Origin of the sequence: Mucilaginibacter boryungensis (assembly GCF_015221995.1) — a bacterium.
Lineage (GTDB): Bacteria > Bacteroidota > Bacteroidia > Sphingobacteriales > Sphingobacteriaceae > Mucilaginibacter > Mucilaginibacter boryungensis.
On the sequence record NZ_JADFFM010000001.1, the window covers coordinates 427,248 to 449,879 of the forward strand.

The 22,632-nt window shown below is 43.8% G+C and carries 20 protein-coding genes; 11 read left to right on the plus strand and 9 right to left on the minus strand.

The window, feature by feature from the left end:
- Nucleotides 1–3: 3 nt before the first annotated feature.
- The 4 genes from IRJ18_RS01865 to IRJ18_RS01880 all read right to left on the minus strand — a co-directional run bounded on the left by IRJ18_RS01865 (nucleotide 4) and on the right by IRJ18_RS01880 (nucleotide 4,955).
- Entirely contained in the window at nucleotides 4–303 is a 300-nt protein-coding gene (locus IRJ18_RS01865; RefSeq protein WP_194104502.1) for a circadian clock KaiB family protein, read from the minus strand.
- Complete coding sequence (gene kaiC, locus IRJ18_RS01870) at nucleotides 300–2,057, minus strand: circadian clock protein KaiC (RefSeq protein ID WP_194104503.1); 1,758 nt, start codon at nucleotides 2,055–2,057, stop codon at nucleotides 300–302. The genes IRJ18_RS01865 and kaiC overlap by 4 nt, the downstream gene beginning before the upstream one ends.
- Before the next feature lie 479 nt (nucleotides 2,058–2,536).
- Entirely contained in the window at nucleotides 2,537–3,748 is a 1,212-nt protein-coding gene (locus IRJ18_RS01875; protein ID WP_194104504.1) for a peroxiredoxin family protein, read from the minus strand.
- A 67-nt stretch (nucleotides 3,749–3,815) separates the two neighbouring features.
- Nucleotides 3,816–4,955 (minus strand): acyl-CoA dehydrogenase, encoded by a 1,140-nt coding sequence (locus IRJ18_RS01880; RefSeq protein ID WP_194104505.1) that lies wholly within the window; start codon nucleotides 4,953–4,955, stop codon nucleotides 3,816–3,818.
- A gap of 435 nt (nucleotides 4,956–5,390) precedes the next feature.
- Here IRJ18_RS01880 and IRJ18_RS01885 point away from each other — a divergent pair, with 435 nt between their 5' ends.
- The 3 genes from IRJ18_RS01885 to pnuC all read left to right on the plus strand — a co-directional run bounded on the left by IRJ18_RS01885 (nucleotide 5,391) and on the right by pnuC (nucleotide 8,643).
- On the plus strand, nucleotides 5,391–5,633 hold the full coding sequence (locus IRJ18_RS01885; RefSeq protein WP_194104506.1) for a helix-turn-helix domain-containing protein: 243 nt from the start codon (nucleotides 5,391–5,393) through the stop codon (nucleotides 5,631–5,633).
- 194 nt (nucleotides 5,634–5,827) lie between these two features.
- Nucleotides 5,828–7,879 (plus strand): M13 family metallopeptidase, encoded by a 2,052-nt coding sequence (locus IRJ18_RS01890; RefSeq protein WP_194104507.1) that lies wholly within the window; start codon nucleotides 5,828–5,830, stop codon nucleotides 7,877–7,879.
- Between the two features lie 131 nt (nucleotides 7,880–8,010).
- Entirely contained in the window at nucleotides 8,011–8,643 is a 633-nt protein-coding gene (gene pnuC, locus IRJ18_RS01895; protein ID WP_317174040.1) for a nicotinamide riboside transporter PnuC, read from the plus strand.
- Between the two features lie 34 nt (nucleotides 8,644–8,677).
- Here pnuC and pepT read toward each other — a convergent pair whose 3' ends face one another.
- Nucleotides 8,678–9,928: a peptidase T gene (pepT, locus tag IRJ18_RS01900; protein WP_194104508.1), complete on the minus strand. Its 1,251-nt coding sequence runs from the start codon at nucleotides 9,926–9,928 to the stop codon at nucleotides 8,678–8,680.
- Nucleotides 9,929–10,006: 78 nt separating this feature from the next.
- Between pepT and IRJ18_RS01905 the strand changes: the two genes are divergently transcribed.
- From IRJ18_RS01905 to IRJ18_RS01935, 7 genes are all read left to right on the plus strand, one after another.
- On the plus strand, nucleotides 10,007–10,711 hold the full coding sequence (locus tag IRJ18_RS01905) for a porin family protein (RefSeq protein ID WP_194104509.1): 705 nt from the start codon (nucleotides 10,007–10,009) through the stop codon (nucleotides 10,709–10,711).
- Nucleotides 10,712–10,720: 9 nt separating this feature from the next.
- Entirely contained in the window at nucleotides 10,721–11,080 is a 360-nt protein-coding gene (locus IRJ18_RS01910; RefSeq protein ID WP_194104510.1) for an MmcQ/YjbR family DNA-binding protein, read from the plus strand.
- Nucleotides 11,081–11,096: 16 nt separating this feature from the next.
- The gene (locus IRJ18_RS01915; RefSeq protein WP_194104511.1) at nucleotides 11,097–12,845 is read left to right on the plus strand and encodes a M14 family zinc carboxypeptidase; all 1,749 of its coding nucleotides are present in this window, start codon (nucleotides 11,097–11,099) and stop codon (nucleotides 12,843–12,845) included.
- A gap of 90 nt (nucleotides 12,846–12,935) precedes the next feature.
- Nucleotides 12,936–13,454, plus strand: coding sequence for a rhomboid family intramembrane serine protease (locus IRJ18_RS01920; RefSeq protein ID WP_377094899.1), 519 nt, complete (start codon nucleotides 12,936–12,938; stop codon nucleotides 13,452–13,454).
- 21 nt (nucleotides 13,455–13,475) lie between these two features.
- The gene (locus tag IRJ18_RS01925; protein WP_194104513.1) at nucleotides 13,476–13,829 is read left to right on the plus strand and encodes a VOC family protein; all 354 of its coding nucleotides are present in this window, start codon (nucleotides 13,476–13,478) and stop codon (nucleotides 13,827–13,829) included.
- Nucleotides 13,830–13,928: 99 nt separating this feature from the next.
- Complete coding sequence (locus IRJ18_RS01930) at nucleotides 13,929–15,425, plus strand: DUF2271 domain-containing protein (RefSeq protein ID WP_194104514.1); 1,497 nt, start codon at nucleotides 13,929–13,931, stop codon at nucleotides 15,423–15,425.
- The gene (locus IRJ18_RS01935) at nucleotides 15,425–16,090 is read left to right on the plus strand and encodes a PepSY-associated TM helix domain-containing protein (protein WP_228072492.1); all 666 of its coding nucleotides are present in this window, start codon (nucleotides 15,425–15,427) and stop codon (nucleotides 16,088–16,090) included. The genes IRJ18_RS01930 and IRJ18_RS01935 overlap by 1 nt, the downstream gene beginning before the upstream one ends.
- A 190-nt stretch (nucleotides 16,091–16,280) precedes the next feature.
- Here the strand turns inward: IRJ18_RS01935 and IRJ18_RS01940 are convergent, their stop codons facing one another.
- The 3 genes from IRJ18_RS01940 to IRJ18_RS01950 all read right to left on the minus strand — a co-directional run bounded on the left by IRJ18_RS01940 (nucleotide 16,281) and on the right by IRJ18_RS01950 (nucleotide 18,459).
- Nucleotides 16,281–16,883: an outer membrane beta-barrel protein gene (locus IRJ18_RS01940; protein WP_194104515.1), complete on the minus strand. Its 603-nt coding sequence runs from the start codon at nucleotides 16,881–16,883 to the stop codon at nucleotides 16,281–16,283.
- Between the two features lie 371 nt (nucleotides 16,884–17,254).
- Nucleotides 17,255–18,031, minus strand: a complete 777-nt coding sequence (locus IRJ18_RS01945) for an enoyl-CoA hydratase/isomerase family protein (RefSeq protein WP_194104516.1) — start codon at nucleotides 18,029–18,031, stop codon at nucleotides 17,255–17,257.
- Nucleotides 18,032–18,036: 5 nt separating this feature from the next.
- Nucleotides 18,037–18,459, minus strand: a complete 423-nt coding sequence (locus IRJ18_RS01950; protein WP_194104517.1) for a cobalamin B12-binding domain-containing protein — start codon at nucleotides 18,457–18,459, stop codon at nucleotides 18,037–18,039.
- Between the two features lie 189 nt (nucleotides 18,460–18,648).
- Between IRJ18_RS01950 and IRJ18_RS01955 the strand changes: the two genes are divergently transcribed.
- Nucleotides 18,649–20,313: a glutamine--tRNA ligase/YqeY domain fusion protein gene (locus tag IRJ18_RS01955; RefSeq protein ID WP_194104518.1), complete on the plus strand. Its 1,665-nt coding sequence runs from the start codon at nucleotides 18,649–18,651 to the stop codon at nucleotides 20,311–20,313.
- A gap of 285 nt (nucleotides 20,314–20,598) precedes the next feature.
- On the opposite strand, the gene IRJ18_RS01960 is transcribed toward IRJ18_RS01955, so the two are convergent.
- Nucleotides 20,599–22,437, minus strand: coding sequence for a DEAD/DEAH box helicase (locus IRJ18_RS01960; RefSeq protein WP_194104519.1), 1,839 nt, complete (start codon nucleotides 22,435–22,437; stop codon nucleotides 20,599–20,601).
- Nucleotides 22,438–22,632: the final 195 nt, after the last annotated feature.

Genomic DNA, 22,632 nt, shown 5'->3' on the forward strand with positions numbered 1-22,632 from the left:
CGGCTATAATTGCGCGGGGCGTATATTCAGCCCTACTAACACTTTCTCTTCGTTTGATAGGTCTCCGATGATCTTACGTATCGGCTCGGGTACTTTACGCACCAGCGTAGGCACCGCAAATATCTGGTCGCCTTCGGCCAGTTGTGGCTTTTCCAGCAGGTCTACTACCTCTATTACATACTGTCCTTTTAAATACTCCTCGCAATATTTTTTCAGGTTGGTTAAAGCGGTGATAGATTTTTGTGTTTTACCGGCAACATACAACCGTAGTTCCCAGGCTTTTTTAGATTTTACTGTTGTCATTTCTTTTTACCGGATTTTTTTGCCGGTGGGTTTTCTTTTTCTGCTTCCGCTTCGCGCCTCATTTTTATCATTTCCTGGCGGGTTTTTTCCATAATATCTTTTCTCAGTTCTTCTTCCAGGTAAACCTTGTTCAGTTCTTCTTCAACAGATTCAAACTCGGTTTGTAAACTGGATATTTTTGACTCTAATACTTTACGTTTCCGTAAAATTTCGCGGTCTTTTCTATCCAAGGCATAATTATGTAATGCTTTCCCGGTATTTTCCTTCAATTGTTCTGCTTCCCTGGCCGACCCCGTTAATACTCCTTCCGGGCCGAGGTACACGTCTACAAGATTCAAGCCATTATCTGTAATAATAAATTCGCGCACCTGGTTGCTGTGCTTCATCCCGCGCGATTTCATAACATACATGCCCCGGTTGCGCTCCCCGTTAAATTCAATGTCGCGCACCAGCAGCCAGGCATCTACCAGCGATGATACCCCTTCGTCGGTTTGCTCGTTCACAATGGTATTTAGTGACAAAGCGGTAAACATAACGGTGATCTGTTCTTCCATTAAAAAATCCAGCAGGCGCACCAGCATCGATTTTACATCCCCTACCGAGCCGATAGTGATCAGGTTGGTAATAGGGTCAAGCACTACGCAACTGGGTTTGAATTTGCGAATGTGCTTATGCATAGCTACCAGATGCATTTCAAGCCCATAAAGCGTTGGCCGCGAAGCGTGAAAGTTTAACAGGCCTTTATCTAAGTACTGCTGCAGATCTAATCCGATAGAACGCATATTACGAATGATCTGCTTTGGCGACTCTTCGAACGAAAAATAAATGCAGCGCTCGCCACGCTTGCAGGTTTCGGCAGCAAAATAAGCGGCTATACTTGTTTTACCGGTACCGGCAGTGCCCGATACCAAAATACTGCTGCCTTTAAAAAAGCCCTTGCCGCCCAACATCTGATCAAGTCCGTGTATACCCGTTGGCATGCGCTCGGTTTGTACATCTTTAGATAAATGCAGCGATGTAACCGGCAGCACAGATATGCCTTCCTCATCAATTAAAAAAGGATATTCATTTGTGCCATGCAATGTGCCACGGTATTTTACAATACGCAACCGGCGGGTTGATATTTGATCTATCACCCTATGGTCAAGCAGGATAACACAATCTGAAATGTATTCCTCCAGCCCCTGGCGGGTAAATTTGCCCTGGCCCCGTTCCCCGGTAACAATAGCAGTAACCCCTTTATCTTTCAACCAATGAAACAGGCGCACCAGTTCGGCACGCAGGATACGCTGGTTGTTTAATCCCGCAAACAAGTTTTCTATGGTATCCAGTACCACGCGTTTGGCGCCTATAGAGTTAATGGCATGTTCAAGCCTGATAAACAATCCGTCAAGGTCGTACTCGCCGGTTTCTTCTATTTCAATGCGTTCTATATGAACATGATCGACTCGTATCTTTTTTTCTTTTTGCAGTTTGTTAAGGTCGAACCCCAGCGATGCTACGTTTTGTGCCAGTTCATCGGCTTTTTCTTCAAACGCCATAAACACGCCCGGTTCATTAAATTCGGTTGCGCCCCGTATAATAAATTCTAACGATAACAACGTTTTACCACAGCCTGCTTCGCCGCATACCAGTGTTGGCCTACCTGTAGGCAATCCACCGCCGGTAACCTGGTCGAGCCCTATGATACCTGTAGGCGTTTTGGGCAGGGTTTGCCTTATAACTGCTTGTTTGTTTTCCCTGGATTTACTCATTGATATATTTCTTATGTATAATGCCGCCGCTTAGCTGTCAACTAATTGAACAGGCATTACCTTATTATTTAACATTTATAATTAATGTGGCTTGCAACAGGGATCAGCTGATGAAGCCGTCTGGCGTATTTTTTTTGTTGCTGCACACGCTGCAACTAATACGCGGTTTGACAACAACAGGGATAAGAATATTGTTTTTTAACCCTCGGCAGGGTGACAATATTTTTACAAATATTATTTTACGGAATAATATTTTGCTTATTGGGTAAATTTTAATTTAATGAAATAGGGGAGCTTTGACAAGTTTTTTGTTAAACAAATAAGTTTAAAAATTGGGGGAAGCGAAGCTGTTTGTACAAGAATGAGATATATGATTTTGCCGGCTAAGACATGAATATGTGTGTTAAACAAAAAAGAGACACTATAGAAAGTGTCTCTAAAAAAATATCGGGAAAATTTTTCGCTTCTTTATTGAAATTTTATTTCTCAGCCAACAAGTCGTCGGTTAGTTTTTCAAACTCATTCACAAATGCTATGTAATGTTCGCCGGTACCTGGGCCGCTGTACCCGGTGTGTATTTTACGCACATCGCCTTTTTTATCAATAATAACAGTGGTTGGGAAAGCCACAAAATTAGCCAGCATTGGCAGGCTTTTCGCTGTTTCGTCTTTATTATTGGTAAAGCCGGTTATTAATAAAGGATATGGTACATTAAAGCGGTTTTTTAGTTGCATCAAGGTTTTTTGCGAACGTGCGAAATCTGTAGTACGTTCATATGCCAGGCCTACTATCTCTACACCCTTTGGGTGATATTTTTTGTAATAATTAACCAGGTAAGCGGTTTCATCCATACAATTGGGGCACCACGATCCCATAAACTGTACAATAACCACCTTGCCCTTAAATCGGTCGTCGGTAAGTGATACTTTATTGCCGTTGATGTCTTTAAATGTAAAGGCCAGCTTTTTATAACCGGGTTTAAGCGCAGTAAGCGAGTAAGCATCAGGCAGTTTGGCTTGTTCGTTCTTTACAGCTTCCCAACTATCGGCACCAAACTTACCATTATCTATGTTAACACTATCTTTAATGTTAGCGGTGAACAGGAATGCATGGCCACCATCAAAGCACGAAAGGTATAATTTATCGGCGTTAACGGCCCCCTCAAGGTAGCGGTAATCGCCGGTGGTGGTTAAAAAGGTACCTGTTATTTTGTTTCCCGCTTGCTTAAATTCGCCTATGGTAGTATCGCGCACGCCATCGCTGGTGAATACTGCCGACCAGCGCCCACTTAAATTTGCGGCTGGTTTATCCGGCGATTCAAAAAACCGGTAGGGTTGTCCGGGTGTGGCGGTAAATGCCAGCACATTATCTTTTTGGGCCAGGTGCTTTATCCATTTACCTTCCAGTTTGCCATCCTGCTGTTTCAGTTTAAATTCGGAATCGAACAGAGGCATCTTAATAAATACCGAATCGCCATCCATGCGCACATCTGGCACACGAAAGTGTTCGGCACCGTTAATAATAGCTATTTCCTGCTTACCCGCTGTGTCTTTTACCTCGAAGTTAAAGGGCAGCTCATCGCCGGTTTTCATTTTTAAAACCCCGCGCCAGATACCTGTTGTTAATTTAGGTGGGGCGCTTGTGCAGCCGCAAATGGCCGCTATTAGCAGCAAAAGGCCTATTCTTTTCATAGTTACAAGATGTAAAATGCCTACTAAATTAGTATTCTTTTAATAGTAAGCTATCTTTTAAATGTAACTATTTCAATATATCGCGGGATATGACTATCTTCTGAATTTCGGAAGTGCCTTCATATATCTGGGTGATCTTGGCATCGCGCATTAATCGCTCTACATGGTATTCTTTCACAAAACCATACCCGCCATGTATTTGCACTGCCTCAACTGTTGTGTCCATTGCCACTTTAGATGCGAATAGTTTTGCTGTTGCGCTGGCCCTACCGTAAGGCTGATGATTATCTTTTAACCAGGCCGCTTTCAGGCATAATAAGCGTGCTGCCTCAATTTCGGTAGCCATGTCGGCCAGTTTAAATTGGATGGCCTGGTGTTCGGCAATGGGCTTACCAAAAGTTTTTCGTTCTTTGGCATAAGCAAGCGCCAGTTCATATGCCCCCGAGGCTATGCCTAAAGCTTGCGCAGCTATGCCAATGCGGCCGCCTTCCAGGGTGTTCATGGCAAATTTAAAACCGAAGCCATCCTCGCCAATACGGTTGGCTTTGGGTACTTTAACATCGGTAAACATTAACGAATGAGTATCAGAACCACGGATGCCTAACTTATTTTCTTTAGGGCCAACGGTAAAACCCGGCATACCTTTTTCTACTATCAGGGCGTTAATGCCTTTATGCCCTTTAGCTGCATCGGTTTGGGCAATAACCAGATAGGTTGATGCCGTACCACCGTTAGTGATCCAGTTTTTGGTGCCGTTCAACAAGTAATGATCGCCCATATCAATAGCCGTTGTATGCTGTGATGTGGCGTCGCTGCCGGCTTCCGGTTCCGATAAGCAGAACGCGCCAATCACTTCGCCGCTGGCCAATGGTACCAGGTATTTTTGTTTTTGCTCTTCGCTGCCATATTTTTCTAATCCATAACATACCAGCGAATTATTTACAGATACTACAACCGATGCCGATGCGTCAATTTTAGATAGTTCTTCCATAGCCAGCACATAGCTAATGGCATCCATACCGGCACCACCATATTCAGGCGATGTCATCAAGCCCAAAAAGCCCAGTTCGCCTAATTTTTTAATTTGTTCGGCCGGGAATTTCTGATGTTCATCGCGCTCAATTACGCCGGGTTTAAGTTCGGTTTGGGCAAAGTCGCGGGCGGCTTGCCTAATCATTAACTGTTCTTCTGTAAATTCAAAATGCATGGGTCGTTATGGAATTATCTGACAAAAATAATTATTATGCGTGCATAGTAAAATTTATTACAAAATAAATGTGAAAGATGAGGGTTAGAGATTTGTCCAAAAAAAAAGAGAGCTCTTGCGAAGCTCCCTTTCCCCTAATTAATTTAAACTATTGATTAAACCCAAAACAAAGAACAAAAAACCTCAGCTTGGGCGTCTGAGAATTCAAAATAAAGTTTTTCACTGGTAGATGTAACCCTTTATATTTTATAATCTTTTCACAGATATTGTAGTGCCGTGCAATTATAATAACAAATGTAAAGCCATTAATTCATCACTACAACTACTTATACGTCAGAATTTGGAAATGGGTGTTTTTTTAAAATGGATATTGAGGGGCAAACTTTAAATTTCTATTTTTAACCAATTCAATACTCATTAAAATTATCTAAATATATGTTACTAACTGATTTTGAATATCTTAACAATTCAGAAGAGGCTTTTAAGAAGAAAGTAGCGTTACAAATAAAACGGCTGCGCAGGCAAAATCAGGTTACTCAGGAGAAGTTTTACAGCGAAACAAATATCAATATTGCCCGGTTAGAGTCGGGTAAAATAGATGTTCGCCTCGACACTTTGCGTAAGGTTTGCTATTATTTTGATGTTTCTTTATCTGGTTTTTTTCAAGGGATTTATTAATTATTAAATAATTGGGCTTGTTTGCCTGTATAAATTATTGTCCATTTTTCTATTATTGTATACAGTGCTGTATTTTTCTACGGACAAAACCGTACAAAATGATCAATCATTCATCTAAACACATTGTTACAATGCATGCATAGTAAATAGATGCATTTTTAATTAGGTTTGTTTAATAAAGTAAACTCATTCGTATGAATTTCAATAAGACATATGCGGCGGGCATAGTGTTGCTATCAGCTGTTATTTTTAGTGCTTACCAAAAAGCGGCTTTGCCCGGCAAATCAGGCGACCCGGTTTTTGACAACCTTGACCCATCTGTTAAACCAGGCGACAACTTTTTTCTGTATGCCAATGGCGGCTGGATAAAACGCAACCCTATCCCTAATGCCTATTCAAGCTGGGGTATTGGCAATGTGGTAGGCGAGGATATCCGCGAACGCCTGCGCCAGATAAATGAAGGGGCATTGAAAGCTAACGCGGCTAAAGGCACCACCACCCAAAAGATCGGCGATTTTTATTACAGCGGGTTAGATACCATTAGTATTGAAAAAGAAGGCACTAATCCTATTAAAACGCAGCTGGATATGATAGACCGTGCACAAGATATGAAAGGTATACTTGCAGCTTCGGCCAATTTAAGCCAGTACGGCGTGCGCAGTATAATAGGCGCGCGTGTGGGGCAGGACGAAAAGAACAGCGTGAAAATGATGCTGCAACTGGGCCAGGCTGGTTTAGGGTTACCCAACCGGGATTACTATTTTAAAACAGATGCCCGTACCACCCGCGTACGTACCGATTACCAAACCAACCACTTGCCAACCATGCTTAGGTTATCCGGCAGGGATGCGGACAGGGCGGCCAAAGGCGCGGAAAGCGTTTATAAAATTGAAAAGTTTTTAGCCGACAGCACCCGCAAGCTGGAAGACTTGCGCGACCCTTACCGCAACTATAATAAAATGACAGTTGCAAAGTTGAACAAACTTACCCCCGCCATTAATTGGAACGACCTGTTCCGCGAGATGGGTTACAAGCCGGTAGATACTGTAATTGTTGGTCAGCCAGAATATTACCGCGCTGTTAATAAAGCTTTAACCACCTTCAGTATAGACGACTGGAAAGCCTATTTGCGCTGGAAAACCGTATCTGCTTATGCTTCTTATCTTAATAAAGCATTTGAAGATGAAAGCTTCCGCTTTAGCGGCAAAGTGCTGGCGGGGCGCAAAGAGCAGCTTCCACGTATTAAACGAGTAACCGATACCGAAAACCAACTGATGGGCGAACTATTGGGACAATTATTTGTGAAGGAGTATTTCCCTCAGGCATCAAAGGTGCGCTATAATCAAATGGTGGAAGCCATGCGCCAGTCATACCGCGAGCATATTGCCAAACTGGATTGGATGAGCCCCGCAACCAAACAAAAAGCGCTGGCCAAACTCAACGCTATTCATCCTAAAGTGGGTTACCCGGATAAGTGGAAAGATTTTTCGACACTGGAGATTGATCGTGTATCTTATGCCGGAAACGTAATGCGTGCCAGGCACTGGGCTTATTTGAATAACATTAATAAACTTGGTAAACCGGTTGACCATACCGAGTGGGGGATGACACCACAAACTTATAATGCCAGCTATAGCCCGTCTAACAACGAGATCACCCTGCCGGCAGCTCAGTTTATGATACCGGGCATTAAGGATGCTGACGTAGATGACGCTGTTGCTTATGGCTATGCTGCAGCATCAACCATTGGCCACGAAATTACCCATGGCTTTGATGATCAGGGTCGCCAGTTTGACGCTAAAGGAAACCTGAAAAGCTGGTGGAGCAAGCTGGATTCAGCTAAATTTACCCAGCGTGCGCAAATGTTAGTAAACCAGTTTAACGGTTACGTAGTGCTGGATAGCCTGCATATAAACGGCAAAGCTACCCTGGGTGAAAACATTGCCGACCTGGGCGGCATTGTATTAGGTATTGACGCGTTTAAAAAAACCAAACAATATAAAGAAGGCAGAAAGATAAACGGGCTTACGCCTATGCAGCGTTTCTTTTTGGGCTATGCTTTGGGCTGGTTGGGCCATACCCGCGATGAAGCCCTGGCTAATCAAATACTAACCGATGTACACTCGCCCGGGTTTTTACGTGTGAACGGGCCGTTTACCGACGTGCCCGAATTTTATACCGCTTTCAATATTAAAAAAGGCGATAAAATGTGGCTTGACCCGGATAAACGGGTACGGATCTGGTAGGACCTGGATTTGCTTGATTAAAGGATTAAATTGATTTAGGGATAACAGAATTTAAATGCTGTAGTCCCTTTTTATTTTAAAATTCTACTTAACAGAATATTTATCTTGTCATCCAATAAATCTGCTTGATTGTGGTTCAGTCATTGTTACACTCATTAGCTACTTACTGGCACCAGCTAAGCTGGCTGGAAATAATAGCTGTTATTACCGGCTTGCTGTGCGTTTACCTGGCGGCTGTTAATAATATCTGGAACTGGCCTATTGCAATCATCAGTACGGTTATTACGGTTTATGTGATGGCAACGCGGGCGCTTTATGCGGATATGTTGCAGTACACTTATTTAACCGGGATTAATATTTACGGCTGGTATGTTTGGAGCCATAAAAGCAATGCGGAGGATAAACGTCCTGTAATATCCATATCGCGCAAGCAAATTTTGTGGACTTTAGGGGCTGTAATTTTTATTACCCCCGCATTAGGTTTTGCGTTAATAACCTTTGCTGATAAGCTGCATTACCAGCCACCCGCATTCCCTTATCTTGATAGTTTTTGCACCGTAGTTAGTTTGGCGGCCCAAATATTAATGGCGCGTAAGGTTTTGGAAAACTGGTTGATATGGGTATTCGTTGATATTATTTATGTGATCATTTACAGTATAAAAGACCTCGAAGTCTATGCTTTTATGTTTGTCATTTACATCATTATTGCCGTTATAGGGTATTTTGACTGGCGGAAGGTGTTGAGAACGCAGTTGCAGTCATAAAAGTAGCAGGTGCATATTAGTTGCGCTACTGCCACTAACTACGCTCTTCCCAAACCATGCACAAATGCAATATGGTTTGCACAGCTTTTTGCATATCCTGTACCGATACCCACTCCTGCCGCCCATGAAAAGCATGTTCGCCAGCGAAAATGTTAGGACAGGGCAGCCCCATAAACGACAGTCGAGAACCATCTGTACCGCCACGGATACTTTGTAAATGTGGCTGCATACCTGCGCGCCTGATGGCTTCTATGCCATATTCGGTTATGTGCGGGTATTTATCCAGCACCTGTTTCATGTTACGGTATTGGGGTTTAATAATTAAGTTATAGCTTGAACCCGGAAATTGCTGCAATACTTTCTCCGTAATAATCCGTATCACGTTGGCGTGGTCGTCCAGTTTGGCATCTTCAAAATCGCGGATGATAAATTCTATTTCGGCTTGTTCCACGTGTCCTTTAATGCCAACAGGATGCACAAAACCCTGTTTGTCGCTAGTGCCTTCGGGCGATAGGTCAAACGGCAGGGCGGCAACAATTTGCCCGGCAATTTTTATAGCGCTTTCCATATTGCCTTTAGCAAAACCCGGGTGCGCACTCACACCGTTTATAATTAATTTGGCGCCATCGGCGCTAAAGGTTTCATTCTCTATATGCCCGGCGCTTTCGCCATCTATGGTGTAGCCGGCAAAGGCGCCCAGCTTAGCAATATCGGCCTTATCTACCCCGCGGCCAATCTCTTCATCAGGTGTGAACAATATCCTGATCTTGCCATGCTTTATTTCAGGATGATTGATGAGTTGGTAGCAGGCATCCATAATTTCGGCAACTCCCGCTTTATTATCGGCCCCTAAAAGGGTTGTCCCGCTGGCGGTAATAATATCGTTCCCTATTTGGTTTTTAAGATCAGGATGCTCGCTTAGCTGTAAAACCTGGGTAGTGTCATCTGGTAATATCAAATCCTGCCCCTGGTAATTATAATGAATGATGGGCTTAACGCCTGCGCCGCTGCAATCGGGTGCAGTATCCATGTGCGAGCAGAAACAGATAACCGGCACATCCTTATCTGTGTTGGATGGAATGGTGGCATAAATATATCCATATTCATCTAAATGCGCGTCTGTTACGCCCATTTCCAGTAGCTCCTGCACCAGCAAACGGCCCAGGTCTTTCTGTTTTTGTGTAGATGGGCAGGTTGGCGATTCCGGGTCGGATTGCGTATCTATTATCACATAACGCAAAAATCTTTCAGCTGCCGTAAATCGTAAATCATCTAAATTCATCATATTATACTACAACATTAAAGATGTTATTTTATTTTTGAGCATATTTAAACAATTTCGATTGATTATAACCCCAAAGCATTGAAAAAAATTACCCTGATCATTTGTTTGTTGGTTATCTGTGTTGCTGCGAAAGCACAATACAATTATGCCGAATTTGGTGTGGGGGGCGGCTACGGAACAACCAAACCATATGCCGATTTGAAGGTGAGCGATACCAACAAGGAAATGTATTTCAACTTGTTTTATAATTACAGCCCATACTTACCTTTTGCATTTGAAATGCAACTGGGCAGATTATCTGGCGGCGATAATGCAACAGATCCATCGCACCGCTACTTTATAAACAACTACCTGGCTTTTAATATCCATGGCGACCTACAATTGGGCGAGATAACCGATTATGAAGGCGATTTTTTTATGGAGCGGATGAAAGGACTGTATATGGGTTTTGGCATAGGCGCAATTTTCAATAGTATCAGCGATATCAGGCGTTATGCAGCCAATGATCCGACCTATTTGTTCCCGGGAAAAGACCACTCCATTAACGCCCTGATACCTGTTAGGTTTGGCTACGAGTTTAAAATATATAATAGTAACGATGAGCCATTTGCGTGTATAGATTTCACTTATACCCACAATTTTACCTTTGCCGAAGGGTTAGATGGCTACGCCGATCCGAGCAGCAAGTTTAAAAATAACTCGCAGGATATGTTTAGGGCTATTACTGTGGGGATAAAAATCAATTTTGGCAATACAGCTACCTACATTAAATCAATACGTTAAGCATCAACTGTGAATATTGAAGTATTACGCGAATACTGTATCGACAAACCGGGTGTAACCGAAGGTTTCCCCTTTGGTGAAGATACGCTGGTTTTTAAAGTAGGCGGCAAGCTATTTTTACTGATCGGCCTTGCCGAAGCCAACCGCTTTAATGTGAAATGCGATCCGGAATGGGCTGTTGAATTGCGCGAGCGCCATAACGAAGTGAAGCCGGGCTATCACATGAATAAAATTCACTGGAATACGGTTTACATGGACGGTGCACTTACCGAAAATCAGTTGCGCGAAATGATAGATCACTCGTATAACCTGGTATTCAAAAGTCTATCAAAGATATTACAAGCCGAAATTTCAGCAAATCAACAATAAACCCGTACTTTTTACTATGAAAAAAATCCTGACCGTGCTAATGGTTACTATAGTAACCATTACCGCCTATGCGCAATTAACCCCGTTTGAATTAAGCAAGGATAAAAACTATACAGCCACCTATGCCCAGGTAATTAGCTATTACCAGAAACTGAGCAAGCAACACCCGCAAATGAAGCTGATAAACTACGGTATGACGGATATTGGTAAACCCTTAACACTTGTAATACTTTCCAAAGATAAGATGTTTGATCCGGCACTGATAAAAAAGCAAAACAAACGGGTATTGCTTATTAATAACGGGATACACCCCGGCGAGCCGGAAGGCATTGATGCCAGTATGATGCTGGTGCGCGACCTGCTGACAAAAAACCAACTGCCCAACGATGTGGTACTATGTTTTATAGCAGTTTATAATATTGATGGCTGCCTTAACCGTGGGCTTTCACGTGTGAGTCAGAACGGGCCCGAGGCTTATGGCTTCCGCGGGAATTACCGAAATTTGGATCTAAACCGCGATTTTATAAAAGCCGACAGCCGCAACGCGTTAGCCTTTATGAAAATATTGAACACCTGGAACCCCGAAGTTTTTTTAGATAATCACACCAGCGACGGTGCCGATTATCAGTATATAATGACCTTGATAGAAACGCAGAAAGATAAACAAAACCCTATTCTGGCTGATTATACCAGTAAAACCTTATCGCCCGAGTTATATAAGCGCATGAAGCAAACCGGTTACGAAATGATCCCTTATGTGGAAGGTGGTCGTGGTGGTACGCCCGATTCGGGGATTGTGGCTTACCTGGAAACCCCGCGATATGCTACCGGCTATACTGCGCAACACAATATCATTAGCTACATTACTGAAACACACATGCTGAAACCTTTTGACAAACGCGTTTATGGCACTTACAATTTTATGCAACACCTCATCAGTATAGTGCAGCGCGACCATAAACTAATTGGTGAATTGAAACACCGGGCCGATGAGCAGGTGAGCAAACAAACCAGCTTTGCCATGAACTGGGAACTGGATGCCAGCCGTTACGATACGATCACTTTTAAAGGTTATGCCGCCCTGCACAAACCCAGCGAGGTAAGCGGCATGAGCCGTTTATACTACGACCGTAGCAAACTGTGGACTCGCACCATAAAATACTATAACACTTATAAAGTAACCCAAACCGTTGATAAGCCCATGGCTTATGTGATCCCGCAGGCCTGGGGCAAAATTATCGACCTGTATAAGCTGAATAATGTGGTGATGCACCAACTGGCGCATGATACAACTGTGGGCGTGCAGATGTATTACATAGGTGATTTTCGCAACGGCCAGCGTCCGTACGAGGGGCATTACCTACATAGCGGTGTGCAGCTAAAACCAACCGACCAGAAAGTTAAATTTTATGTCGGCGACTATGTGGTATACACTAACCAGCCACTTAACCGTTATATTGTTGAAACACTGGAACCACAGGGCGTCGACTCGTTTTTTGCGTGGAACTTTTTCGATTCGGTGTTGGGGCAAAAGGAAGGTTATTCGGATTATGTATTTGAAGATACTGCAGCCGAATATCTGAGGAAAAACCCCGATGTGCGCAAAAAACTGGAAGAAGAAAAAGCGAAAAACCCGCAACTGGCAGGCAGTGGCCGGGCGCAATTGAACTGGGTATACAACAACTCGCCTTATGCCGAGAAAACATACCAGCGCTACCCGGTAGGCCGTGTAACAACCGATATTAAATTTGACTTTGTTAGATAAATGGAATACTTAACCTTAGCACCTGTTGCATCGGCAATTTTTGTAATCACGCTTATTATTAGCCTTTTGGCTTTCTCAAGCGAAAGTTTAATGAGTAAATTAATACTTCATCCTTACAGCATTTACCGGGGCGAAAAAACGTATACTATTATTACCAGTGGCTTTATACATAAAGATTGGACACACCTGATCTTTAATATGATATCGTACTTCTTTTTTGCTTTCCGATTAGAAGCCTATCTGGGCCATTGGCAATTTGCGTTACTGTATATGGTAAGTTTGGTTTTTAGCGATTTACCCAGTATAGTAAAGCATAAAGATGATTACTGGTACCATAGTCTTGGCGCTTCGGGGGCTATTAGCGCGGTAATATTTAGCGGTATATTATTCGATCCCCGCAGCAGCATGTATATCATGTTTTTACCTATACCCATCCCATCGTGGTTATTTGGTATTTTATACCTGGTTTATTGCTGGTATGCCTCAAAACAATCCCGCGATGCTATTAACCACGACGCCCACTTTTTCGGCGCTATCAGCGGCATTTTTATCACCATTATTTTGTATCATCAAATTATACCTCATTTTCTGCAACAGTTTGGATTATAACTATACTAAACCAATTATCATATGAAGTTTTTATCACTCGAACCATTTGTACCTTCAGGCAGTAATTTTGAAGGTTCGAAGCAGTTTTTCCTGGAATTGGGGTTTCATATCAACTGGGAAGTAAATGGCTATGCCGGCTTACAGCGCGATGAATGCCGGTTTATTTTGCAAGCTTATGATCATAAAGATTTTGCTGAAAACTTTATGCTGAGTGTAAAAGTTGATAATGTAGATGCGTTTAGAAATGATGTGCTCGATAAGAAACTGCCCGAAAAATATGGCATTCGCATTGGCCAGATTACAAAGCAGCCCTACGGCCGCGAAGTAAATATTATAGATATCGCAGGTGTTTGCTGGCATTTTGTTGAACAATAACACAGTTGTTACAGCCCTGCTTACAATAAATTTAAACTTATTGTTGCTATTACTGTCCTACTTGTTATATTTGTCATTATTTATAATCATTCTAAATAGATGAAACCATTCTTAACATTTCTTGTAGGTTGCTTCTTGCTGCTGGTGTGCAGTAACTTCAAAGTCCCGTCAAATAAAACGCGCATGTATGTATCTGATTACGAAAATGTTCTCGGTACATCATTAGAGATAAAGGTCTCAGCCGTATCCCAGGCCCAGGCCACCGTTGCGGAAGATGCCGCAATGGCTGAAATTGACCGCCTGAATAACATATTAAGCGGCTACAACTCAAAAAGTGAGTTTCGCCAATGGATAAGTGGTACAAACGAGGCTGTAAAAGTATCACCCGAATTATTTGAAGTATTAAACTTGTTTGATAAATGGCATGCCCAAACCAACGGCGCGCTTGATGCATCGGCGGAAGTTGTAGGCAAAGTATGGAAAGCCGGCGCAGCCCGCAACCAAATGCCAACCCAAGAAGAAATTAACGCGGCTTTAACCCAGGTAAAACAACCGCACTGGCAATTAGATGAAACCAGCAAAACCGCTACTCACCTGGATAACGCAGCACTAATGCTTAACACTTTTACCAAAAGTTATGTGATGAACAAGGCTTGCGAGGCTGCTATGGCTACCAGCGGCGTTAGCGCTATTGTACTGAATATAGGCGGCGACATTATGGTTCTTGGCGAACATACCGAGCAAATCAACATAGCCAATCCTAAAGCCGACGCCGAGAATGACGCCCCGGTTGTGATGATAAACATCAGCAATAAAACTGTGGCTACCAGCGGTAATTATCGCCGCGGCGAAATGATACAGGGCAAATGGTATTCGCACATTGTCGATCCGCGTACGGGTAAACCAGCCGGCGAAGTAATTAGCGCTACCGTTGTAGCGCCGAATGCGGTTGATGCCGGAGCATTAGCCACTGCTTTAAACGTTACCGGCGCTGTTGAAGGTGTTAAATTAATGGAAAGGAACCCTGAAGCGGAATATATGATGATAATCGCCAACGGTAAACGTATAGAGAGCAAGGGCTGGAAAGCTATGGAAATCGCTGCTTCCGCACCGGTTGTTAAAACATCGGCCAAAGACAAAACCTGGGATCCGAAATATGAACTAAGCATCAATATCGAACTTGCACAAATTGAAGGCATGCGCGTACACCGCCCGTACCTGGCGGTTTGGGTAGTTGATGCAGATAAAAAACCCGTACGCAGTATAGCATTATGGTATAATAAGCCCCGTTATTTGAATGATATGCGTGCCTGGTACAGTGCTTATTATGATGAATTTACTTCAAACAGCAACAATATAAGCTCAACAACCAGCGCTACCCGTGGCCCGGGCAAATACACTTTAAAGTGGGACGGTAAAAACGATAAAGGCGAGTTTGTTAAGCAAGGCAAATACACCATTTATATTGAGGCTGCCAGGGAGCACGGCACTTACCAGTTAATTACACAGGATATGGATTTTAAAAAACCTGAGCAAATTACCTTAACTCCAAATACTGAAATTGCAGCAGCTTCATTAGATTATCATAAAAAATAATGTCCGAACATAAAAGCGGTCAGCCGCGCATGCTGATAAGACACCCACGGACGGTAGAAAAAAAAGCCAAATCAGCCTGGCAGAAAAATATGGCGGCAGTTTCGCGCTGGTTACATATTTACCTGTCGATGGTGAGCTTTGCGGTGGTGCTTTTTTTCTCGGTGACAGGGCTTACCCTTAACCATGCCGACTGGTTTGGCGATAAGGAGCACCTGGTAAAATACAAAGGTAAAGTACCCACTGAATGGGTGAGCGCCAAAGATACCAACGCTATAAAAAAGCTGGAGATTGTTGAACGCCTGCGAACCTCGCACCACATTAAAGGCGCGGTAAGCGATTTTTTAATTGAAGATAACCAATGCTCTGTTTCGTTCAAAGGCCCGGCCTATAGTGCAGACGCGTTTATTGACCGCCAAACAGGCGAGTATAAGCTAAACGAAACTACACTTGGCCTGGTAGCCGTGCTAAACGACCTGCACAAAGGCCGCGATGCAGGCAAAGGCTGGGGCTGGTTGATAGATATCTCGGCTGTTTTTCTAACACTGGTTTCCCTTACAGGGATCATCATGATCTGTTTTATGAAAAAGAAACGCGTTAGCGGCCTGCTTTGGGCTGTAGGCGGGATTGTGATTTGTTACCTGCTGTATGTGTGGCTGGTGCCGTGAGTTAATTAAAATTACTTGGAAGCCGTTATGCCGAACTTGTTTCGGCATCTCACTTGCTAAACGAATACCATATAAATCCGACTAATGGATGGGATGCCGAAACAAGTTCGGCATGACGATAAAAAACACAAAAGGCTCCGACAAGTCGGAGCCTTTTGTGTTTTTTTCAAAGGTTGATGTAGGGATCGGATTACAAATTGAAAGAGTAAGCTACACGTAAAGCTACAAAGTTGAGGGTAGAACCATCAACATCGGCATACTTGGTAGAACCTTCGTAACGCACGCCTAAATCAAGGTTGCTGCTGGCGGTAAGCGGCAATAACACACCTACTTGCGGAGCATAAATAAACGCGGTTGATTTAGTGTAACCCAAATCTTTTTTGTTTAGTAAAAACCCGGCACCACCCTCGGCCTGTACATAAAAGTTGTTAACCGGGAAGAATTTTAAACCTGCTTTAACTGGTAACAATTGAATGTTCTGTACATCGCCTTTAATGGTTGTGGTAGTATTTCCGGTAACAGTAGTAAAAGTTACGTCCTTTTTACCAAAAATGTTGTTGTACCCTGCGTTAACAGTTAAAAACAATTGGTTGGCAATAGGAAATTCTACTTGTGCAGAACCACCCAGGTTCCAGTTGTACCCATCAGATAATTTGCCGGTTGGGATGCCAGCATCGGCACCAATACTTAAACGCGGACCAGTTGGGGTAGTTGTTGATTTTGTTTGTGCTTTTGCGCCAAAAGTAAATGCAGCTAAGGCTAATACTAAGGCTGAAATTTTTAAACTTTTCATGATATTATGTATTTAGATCAATGTCCTTTTGTTTAAAGACAGGGCAAAGTAAATACATAAAACAGCTACGTTTTTTCACAGAAATGTCAGGAATATTTAATCGTTTGATTAACAGAAAGATAATTTTTGACCATTATGGTAATTTGGTCAATTTGTTGTCAAATTCACTCAAAATGCAGTTTTAGTGTCAAAAATTATGGTGTATTTCACACACTTTCATATAGAGGCATAACAAGTAAGCTTATAAAATGCGCAAGTTTAGCCGAGGTAGGTGTGGTGGATATTAAAATATAAAAATGCCACCAATGCAAGTAATAGAAATACCAGCATTATTAGTTTAAATGGTGTAAAGGCGGCAGGCTTTTTCATGACTACTTACCGGTAAAAACCGGTTTCCGTTTATTCAGGAAAGCATCAACGCCTTCCTTCATATCGGCTGTGCCAAAGCATTGACCGAATGCTGCAATTTCCTGCTCAAAACCATCGGCCGATCCGGACGCGTTAACAGCAGTAATAGCGGCTTTCACAGCCATGGGCGAGCGCTGTAATATTTTCCCCAATATCTCTTCGGCTTTGGCTAATAAACCTTCAGGGGTGGTTACATTGTTTACCAATCCGCATTGCAGGGCCTGGTCAGCCGTAAGCATGTCCGATGTCAGGATCATTTCCATGGCTTTGCCTTTGCCAATCAGTTGCGGTAAACGCTGTGTGCCACCATAGCCGGGTATCAAGCCTAAAGTCAATTCAGGTAACCCCATCTTCGCATTGTCCGAAGCTACGCGGATGTGGCATGCCATGGCCAGTTCCAGCCCGCCGCCTAAAGCAAAACCATTTACAGCAGCAATAACGGGCTTAGGGCCGTTAGCTATCAGATCAAATACCTGTGTTTGTCCTTCACGCGCCAATTGTGTACCTCCAGCAGCATCAAGTGCCGGGAAGCCCAAGATATCAGCGCCGGCAACAAAAGCCTTTGTCCCCGCGCCGGTAATGATCAGGCCACCTATTTGCTCATCGGCAAAAGCCGCCACAAGCGCGGTATGCAGTTCGGCCAGGGTAGCTGCATTCAGCGCGTTCAGTTTGCTTTCGCGGTTGATAGTGATATAGTGAATGCGCTGTTTGGTTTCGGTAAGGATGTTTTGGTAGCTCATAGCGGTTAGAAATTGCGGTGCTGGTGCACCCATTCGGTAATATATTTTACAATGTCAACGGTGCTTGTTCCGGGTGGGAACAGTTCGCCTACACCCATACTTTTCAGTTCGGCCATATCTTTTGCGGGAATAATGCCGCCGCCGGTTACCAGCACATCATCCATTCCTTTTTCTTTTATCAGGGCCAGTATCTTCGGAAAAACGGTCATGTGTGCACCCGAAAGTATAGATACGCCAATAGCGTCTACGTCTTCCTGCAGGGCGGTGTTCACCACCATTTCTGGTGTCTGGCGCAAACCGGTGTAAATTACTTCCATGCCGGCATCGCGCAGCGATGTGGCAATAATGCGGGCGCCCCGGTCGTGCCCGTCTAAGCCTACTTTGGCAACTAATACACGTATGGGGCGGTTAAATTTGTTGATGCTCATATAAACTATGCAAACATAACAAATGTGGGTAATTATTTGGGTGTTGGCAATAGGGGGACATGATTGACTTGATTTAGTGAAATATGTTGGGGGAGACTCAGCAGCTAAAGCAGGAGAAAGGGGCGCATCTGCATATTTGCACACCGCACAGCCCCGCATCCGCACATTTTTACTATTTTTGCCTTCAGTATGAGCGAAGAAAGATCATTAAATTTTATAGAAGAGATTGTTGAAGAAGATATTCGCACGGGCAAGCATGGCGGCCGGGTTTTAACCCGTTTCCCGCCCGAGCCTAACGGGTATTTACATATTGGCCACGCCAAATCTATCTGTTTGAATTTTGGACTGGCACAAAAATATAATGGTAAAACTAACCTTAGGTTTGATGATACCAACCCCGTTAAAGAGGATATAGAATACGTAGATAGTATTAAGGCCGATGTGAAATGGCTGGGCTTTGAGTGGGCGCAGGAACTTTACGCATCCGACTATTTTGAGCAATTATATCAATTTGCAGTTACCCTGATCAAAGCGGGTTTAGCTTACGTGGATGACAGCACCGCCGAAGAGATTGCAGCTCAAAAAGGTACGCCTACAGAGCCGGGTACACCCAACCAATACCGCAGCCGCAGTGTTGAGGAAAACCTGCAATTATTTGCTGACATGCGTGCCGGCAAATATGCCGATGGTGAAAAAGTATTGCGTGCTAAGGTTGACTTGGCATCGCCCAACATGCACCTGCGCGACCCTTTGATGTACCGTATTAAACATGCGCATCATCATCGTACCGGCGATGCCTGGTGTATTTACCCCATGTATGATTTTGCACACGGACAAAGTGATGCGATTGAAGAGATTACCCATTCTATCTGTACGCTGGAGTTTATTCCCCATCGTGCCTTGTATGATTGGTTTATTGAAAAACTAAACCTGTTCGATTCGCACCAGTATGAGTTTGCCCGCCTGAACATGACCTATACCGTAATGAGCAAGCGCAAATTGCTGCAACTGGTTACCGACGGACATGTAGAAGATTGGGACGACCCGCGTATGCCTACCATTAGCGGAATGCGCCGCCGGGGCTATCCAGCTGCCGCCATCCGCGATTTTTGCGAGCGTATTGGGGTAGCTAAACGCGAGAACATGATTGACCTTAGCTTGCTGGAGTTTTGCGTGCGCGAAAACCTGAACAAAAGCACCTGGCGCCGCATGGCTGTGCTTGATCCGATAAAACTGGTCATTACCAACTACCCAGCCGGGCAAACCGAGATGTTTACTGGCGAAAACAACCCTGAAGTTGAAGGTGGCGATGGCAACCGCGAGTTCCCTTTCAGTAATGAATTGTGGATTGAACGTGACGACTTTATGGAAGAACCGCCGAAGAAATTCTTCCGCCTGGGTGTAGGCCTGATGGTACGTTTAAAGAACGCTTACATTGTACAATGCGATAGTTTTGTTAAGGATGCCAATGGCAACGTAACTGAAGTGCATTGCAGCTATATCCCCGAAAGTAAATCGGGTAACGACACCAGCGGCTTAAGTCCTAAAGGAACTATCCACTGGGTAAGTGTGCCACATGCTAAAACTGCCGAGGTGAGGTTGTACGATCGTTTATTCAGGGTTGAAGATCCAAGTAACGAAGACGGCGACTTTAAAGAATATCTGAATCCTGATAGCCTGCAGATCATCAACGCCTACGTAGAACCCGATTTGGCTAACGCTCAACCAGGCATAGCTGTGCAGTTTATGCGTAAAGGCTATTTCACGCTGGACAGCAAACATACCACAGCCGATAAGCTGGTATTTAACCGCACAGTGACATTGAAAGACGGGTGGAAAGCAGTGGCGAAATAAGCTAAAAGCATTCTTGTCATTCCCCCATAGGGAAATATGCCTATACCTTAAGGGAAATTTTATACAATAGTTCATTTACGTATAAAGTTTCCCTTTCATGCTTATGTCCTTCGGTATTGTTTTGAATGACAAAATGATACCCAAAACAAAGGCCCCGCTGCTTTCACATCCGGAGCCTTGTTAAACTAAAACTAAAAAACTGTCTTTATAATTATTAAGTGAGTTTTGAATGAGTGATTGAGCGAATATTTCTTTATTCACCCAATCACTCATTCGCTCAATCAATTAAAACCTTCTACGGCGCTCGCCACGGTCCTCTTTGCGCTTGCCAGAGAAATCGCGGAAGCCACCGCCGCCTTCGCGACGTTCGCCGCCACCAGCAGGTCTTTCACGACGTTCGCCACCGCTATAGTTGCCGCCGCGATAACCACCGCCGCTGTTGCCACCATAGCTTCTGCGTTCGCCACGCGGGGCGCCGCCTTCACGACGCTGGCTGCTGCCTTCGCCAGATATCTCGATGCGCACATCGCGGCCCTGGAAATCGGCGCCTTTAAAGCCGGCTTGTACTTTTTCAACCTCTTCGTTCGGTACTTCAAAGAAAGAGTATACACCCTTTACGTCAATTTTCCCTACAGTGCGGCCGCTTATTTTTGAAGTGTTGCAAATATAACCTAACAGGTCGCCGCGGCTAAAGCCGTCAACCGAACCAAGGTTGATAAACAAACGCGTAAATTCGGCACTGCCACCACGCGGGGCGCGATCACCACGCTCACCATCGCGGGCAAAGCGGTCATCAGCAGGCGCGTTCAAGTCGGGCGCGTTCTTATAATATTCTAAGAAGCTGTTAAACTCTAATGAAGCAAAACGTTTGATGATATCTTCTTTCGAAAGATCGGCAAATTCGTTCATAATGCGTGGCAGGTATTGCTCTATCTGCTGCTCGTTCACTTCTACATTATGTACTTTGTGAATTAACGCAAACAGCTGTTTTTCGCAAACATCAAACCCGGTAGGGATCTCAGCCTTCACGAATTTTTTACCTATCACACGCTCAATCTGGCGTATTTTACCCAACTCTTTAGAGTTAATGATAGCTATAGAAACACCCGATTTACCGGCACGTGCCGTACGGCCGCTGCGGTGAGTGTAATTTTCTATCTCATCAGGTAAGCTGTAGTTAATAACGTGAGTAACGTCGTTAACATCAATACCACGTGCAGCTACATCGGTTGCAATAAGCAATTGTAAGCTGCGGTCGCGGTAACGCTTCATTACCTTATCCCGTTGTTGCTGCGAAAGGTCGCCATGCAAGCTATCGGCATTGTAGCCGTCTTTCATCAGCGCTTCGGCAATTTCCTGGGTTTCAATTTTAGTACGGCAAAATACGATACCAAAAATCTCAGGGTTAAAATCAACAATACGTTTAAAGGCAGCATATTTATCGCGGGCACGCACTACATAGTATTCGTGCTCGATATTTACGTTACCGGTATTTTTTTCGCCCATGGTTAACTCAAAAGGGTTATCCATGTATTTTTTGGCGATCCTTCTAACTTCAGAAGGCATAGTGGCTGAGAACAGCCAGGTTTTTTTCTCGTCCGGAGTGGTAGACAAAATACTGTCAATATCCTCCTGAAAGCCCATGTTGAGCATTTCATCAGCTTCATCCAAAACTACATACTGCACCTGCGAAAAATCAATAGCCTTGCGGTTAATGATATCTAACATACGGCCAGGTGTAGCCACAACAATTTGTACGCCACGTTTAATAGTGCGTAATTGGTCTGAAATGCTTGCGCCCCCGTAAACAGCTACAACGTGTACGTTGTTCATGTTTTTGGCGTAATTTTTCAGATCGTTAGTGATTTGCAAACAAAGTTCGCGTGTAGGGCACAATACAAGCGCCTGCGGATAATTTTCTTCGAAATCCAGCAACTCTAAAAGTGGCAGTCCGAAGGCAGCAGTTTTACCGGTCCCGGTTTGGGCTAATCCGACAAAATCGTTGCTGCCTGTTAACAATACCGGAATTGACTGTTCCTGGATTGGCGTAGGGTTTTCGAACCCTAATGCGGAGATGGCATTAACAATATCATGACGGATTCCCAGATTACTAAATGGGTTCATGAATTAAAATAACGGACCTGGCAACATCGCCAAATCGGGCGCAAAGGTAGCGTTAAAATTTGGAAAATCAAAGACAAGGGCCGCCTTTCGATAAGGCGTTGGTATAATGACAGTTGAATGATGGAATAAGCGCGTTGTTATTCATTATTAGTTATTATTATTTTTTTTCGTAAAAGCATTATTTAGGGCAAAATT